The following is a 4,559-nucleotide window of genomic DNA, read 5'->3' as shown; positions in this document are numbered from 1 at the left end:
GATGTAAGTCCTAATCTTGATATTCTTCCGGGTGGTCCTATTCCTCCCAATCCTACAGAGTTGATGGCGCGTACGGTACTGGAAGATGCAATAGAGAAATTGAAAGAGCGTTACGATTACATTATTCTTGATACGGCTCCTATTGCTATTGTGACCGATACTGCTATTGCCAGTCGTGTGGCTGATATGTGCGTGTATGTGTGTCGTGCAGATGTAACTCCGAAGTTGGGGTATCAGTATATTAATGTGCTGCGGGATCAGAAGAAATTCGATAAATTGGCTACGGTTATTAATAGCATTGATTTGAATTCAAGAAAGAGTGGCTATGGGTATGGTCATAAATATGGCTATGGATATGGGCACAAATATGGGTATGGCTATGGTATGGACAATAGCAAAAAAGATTGATAAAAATATAGGATATGAGAAGTTTTGAAAAACTTAAGATAGCGGTGGCTGGTACTGGTTATGTTGGGTTAAGCATTGCTATCTTGTTGGCACAGCATCATCAGGTGATTGCAGTGGATGTTATTCCTGAAAAGGTTGATTTGATAAACCAACGTAAATCCCCAATCCAGGATGATTATATTGAAAAGTATTTGGCGGAAAAGGAATTGAATCTTATTGCGACTTTAGATGCGACAAAAGCATATAGTGAGGTAGATTTTGTGGTTATTGCTGCACCTACAAATTATGATCCTTTGAAGAATTATTTTGATACTTCTCATGTGGAGGAAGTGATTAAGTTAGTAAGAAATGTCAACCCTAATGCCGTTATGGTGATTAAAAGTACTATTCCTGTAGGATATACCGAAAGTGTTCGTCAGAAGTTGGATACGGAGAATGTGATTTTCTCACCGGAATTCTTGCGCGAAAGCAAGGCTTTATATGATAATCTTTATCCCAGTCGCATTATTGTAGGCAGGCCGGAAGGTGATGCTCGCTTGGAAGAGGCTGCTCACATATTCGCAGAGTTGCTTCAAGAAGGGGCGATTCGGAAAAATATTGATACGTTGTTTATGGGGCTTACTGAAGCAGAAGCTGTAAAACTTTTTGCTAATGCTTATTTGGCTTTGCGTGTGTCTTATTTTAACGAATTGGACACATATGCCGAAATGAAAGGGTTGGATACTCAAGCTATCATCAATGGTGTTTGTTTAGATCCGCGTATCGGTACACATTATAACAATCCGAGTTTTGGCTATGGTGGCTATTGTTTACCAAAAGATACTAAACAGTTGCTTGTTAATTATACTAATGTACCTGAGAATTTAATACAAGCCATTGTGGAAAGCAACCGTACTCGCAAGGACTTCATTGCCGATCAGGTGCTTCATAAAGCTGGCTACTATGATTATTATAATCGGGATGACTATAATTCTGTAGAAGAGAAACGTTGCGTAGTGGGTGTTTATCGTTTAACGATGAAATCGAATTCAGATAACTTTCGTCAATCTAGCATCCAAGGTGTAATGAAGCGTATCAAAGCAAAAGGAGCAGAAGTGATAATCTATGAGCCGACCTTAGAGGATGGTAGCACATTTTTGAGTAGTAAGGTGGTGAATGACTTTACGAAGTTTATGGAACAAAGTCAGGTGATTATAGCGAATCGATATGATAGTTGTTTGGATGAAATGAAGGAGAAAGTTTATACAAGGGATATTTTTAGCAGAGATTAAATAAGTATTTTTTAGATTAAATATTGATTCTGATTTATAAACAAGATGGAGAATAATCCTTCTGGTAATAAACGTATTGCTAAAAATACATTGTTGCTTTATTTTCGAATGCTGTTGACCATTTTAGTAGGGCTTTATACTAGCCGTGTAGTGCTCAATACACTGGGAATAAGCGATTATGGTGTTTATAATATTGTTGGTGGTGTTGTGACCATGCTTGCTTTTTTGAATTCAGCAATGGTAGCAGCTTCCCAACGCTTTATTTCATTTGAATTGGGTACTGGTGATTTGGAAAAGCTGAAAAAGGTTTTTTGTACATCAGTATCCATACATATAACTTTAGCCATTCTTATATTAATTGTTGCAGAAACAATTGGCTTATGGTTTGTCAATGCTTATTTGAATATTCCTCTAGACAGGATGGAAGCGGCTAACTGGGTTTATCAATGTTCAGTCCTTACATTGATTTTGACAATAATAAGTGTACCTTATAATTCATGTATTGTTGCACATGAGCATATGAGAGCTTTTGCTTATGTTAGTATTGTTGAGGTAATTCTAAAACTAGCGATAGTCTATCTGTTATTAATTGGTGACTTTGATAAGTTGATATTATATGCTATATTGATAGCTGTAGTTGCTTTTATTATTCGAATAATATATGGTATTTATTGTAAACAGAATTTTGAAGAGTGTACTTATCATTTTCTATTTGATAGAAAACTATTTAAAGAAATGTTTGCTTTTGCAGGTTGGAGTGTTATTGGCAATTTAGGTTTTTCATTAAAAGACCAAGGCTCTAATATCATTCTAAATCTATTTGGAGGAACAACAGTTAATGCTGCACGTGGAATAGCAATGCAAGTTAATGGAATTATTAGTAATTTTTCTTATAATTTTACGATGGCTTTAAACCCTCAAATAACAAAACAATATGCGGCAGGTAATATGAATGAATCTGGAAGATTGGTATATACAGGATGTCGTTATTCATTTTATTTGCTACTATTGATTGCAATCCCAGTTATGATTAATGTCGATTATTTGTTACAATTATGGTTGGGAACTATTCCTAAATATACATCTCAATTCTTATTGTTGGCTTTAATTACAGCATTAATAAATGTTATGTCTCCTCCATTAACAACGGCTTTACAAGCAACAGGGAATATTAAAGTTTTTCAAATAGTGATATGCATTATTATGTTATGTGAATTGCCTTTTAGTTATTTTATTTTGTATACAGGGGGCAAACCTTATATGGTAATGTATCCTAGTATTTTTGTGATATCAATCGGTTTGTTCGCTCGTTTTCTCATTTTAAAAAAAATAAGCCCATTTTATAAACTACGTCATTTTACGTTTAATGTTTTTTGTAGAAATATATTGATTGCTATTGTATGTTACTATATTTCTTTTAAAATTAAAACCAGCTTCTTCTTTTGCGATTTTATTTCATTTTTGTTGACGAGTTTTATTGCTTTTATTGTGTCATGCCTTATTATTTATGTTATAGGATTTTCACCTGAAGAGCGTAATGCTTTATTGAATTTTATCAAAAATAAAATTAGAAAAAGATGAATAGAATAGACTTTAAAATAAATTCTTTGATCTCTTATATATTGCAAATCCTTGTTATATGTTCTATTCTTTGTGTTCTACCTGTTTTCCAAGAAATTCTTTCTGTTAGACTTTCTGAACGAATCTTAGCATTAATAGGTTTTTGTACTTGTTCTATCTTTTTTTGTAGGTATCATTCTTTGTTGGATAAAGTAGGCTGGGTATATTGTATTTCATTATTGGTTATTTCAATTGTTCATACTGATATGGTGACAGTTGAAAATACATTTATGAGTTCCGTAAGATGGCTTAATATTTTCTTGTTGATACTTCTGTATAAGAACTTAAACTTAAATACGAGGTGGCTGTTATATTTTGCGTTTGTATTTTACATAACCGAATGCGGAATATGTATTATTGAAAAACTAGGTAAGTTTTATGTTATAGATTATTCTATGGCAGATTCGATGCAAGCTACGAATGCAAAGGCATATCAGTATACTTTTATGGATTTCAGAAGCAGAGGATTATTGTTACATCCACTTTATAATGCGAATGTAATATCTATTTTTATGGGTTATATATTGGTTTCCAGTCGTTTAAAAAGATATTTTCAAATAATATTGCTGTTGTTGGGATTGTTTGCTGTATGGTCTTGTAATTCAAGAGGATGTATAGCTGTTTGGTTGTTGATATTGACTTATAGGCTATTCTTTTATAAACAGAATGTGTGGAAAGTCTTAATTGCACTGTTTTTTCTATATATGATAATTCCAAATGTTATTGTTCTTGTACAACAGTCAGGATTATTGGGAAGATTTAATTTTGATTTTAGCGATTCATCTTCCGAAACGCGACTAACAGCCTTTGAATTATTTTTTATATACCCATGGAAAACTGAGGATATTGTTTATGGATTAGGTGATTGGATTTATTATCCATTTACAGAAATACGATTGGAAAATGGTTTTCTTTTAAATTTATCTTATTGGGGATGGATTGTAGGTAGCATCAAGTCATTTGCGGAAATTTATTTGACTTATAAATGTTTGTCTTTTTACTCATTTAATGATAAAATTATCATTATGCTTGCCATTTGGGGTGTAGCAAGCTTAAATAATAACATGACATATATTATGCTGTTATCATTCTTTTTATTGGCAAATATATTCTTAAATACAGAAAATCATTGTGGCATGAAAATAAAAAATATTTTCTTCCTTTTTAAAAAATAGAAAAAGTCTTGTAAGCAGTCAAAAATTGGCTCATAATTGAAATCTCTATCTTCGCTGCGAACAAAAATTTTAGGATTTATGTATA

3 protein-coding genes and 1 pseudogene are annotated in these 4,559 nt (G+C 32.7%); all 4 read left to right on the top strand.

The features are described 5' to 3' along the window. Nucleotides 1-408 (top strand): annotated as a pseudogene (locus AB5062_RS22390) (tyrosine protein kinase); the annotation flags it as partial. Between the two features lie 14 nt (nucleotides 409-422). Further along, the gene (locus tag AB5062_RS22385; RefSeq protein ID WP_008652760.1) at nucleotides 423-1,679 is read left to right on the top strand and encodes a nucleotide sugar dehydrogenase; all 1,257 of its coding nucleotides are present in this window, start codon (nucleotides 423-425) and stop codon (nucleotides 1,677-1,679) included. Between the two features lie 45 nt (nucleotides 1,680-1,724). Further along, nucleotides 1,725-3,260 carry an MATE family efflux transporter gene (locus AB5062_RS22380; RefSeq protein ID WP_005848421.1) on the top strand — a complete coding sequence of 512 codons (1,536 nt, stop codon included), beginning with the start codon at nucleotides 1,725-1,727 and terminating at the stop codon, nucleotides 3,258-3,260. Continuing rightward, nucleotides 3,257-4,474 carry a hypothetical protein gene (locus AB5062_RS22375; protein ID WP_005848419.1) on the top strand — a complete coding sequence of 406 codons (1,218 nt, stop codon included), beginning with the start codon at nucleotides 3,257-3,259 and terminating at the stop codon, nucleotides 4,472-4,474. Before AB5062_RS22380 ends, AB5062_RS22375 begins: the two co-directional genes overlap by 4 nt. Nucleotides 4,475-4,559 lie beyond the last annotated feature (85 nt).

It is taken from the genome of Phocaeicola sp. RTP21359st1_B8_RTP21360_211022 (assembly GCF_040911965.1).
Taxonomy (GTDB): domain Bacteria; phylum Bacteroidota; class Bacteroidia; order Bacteroidales; family Bacteroidaceae; genus Phocaeicola; species Phocaeicola vulgatus.
This window is presented reverse-complemented; position numbering and strand designations above follow the sequence as displayed.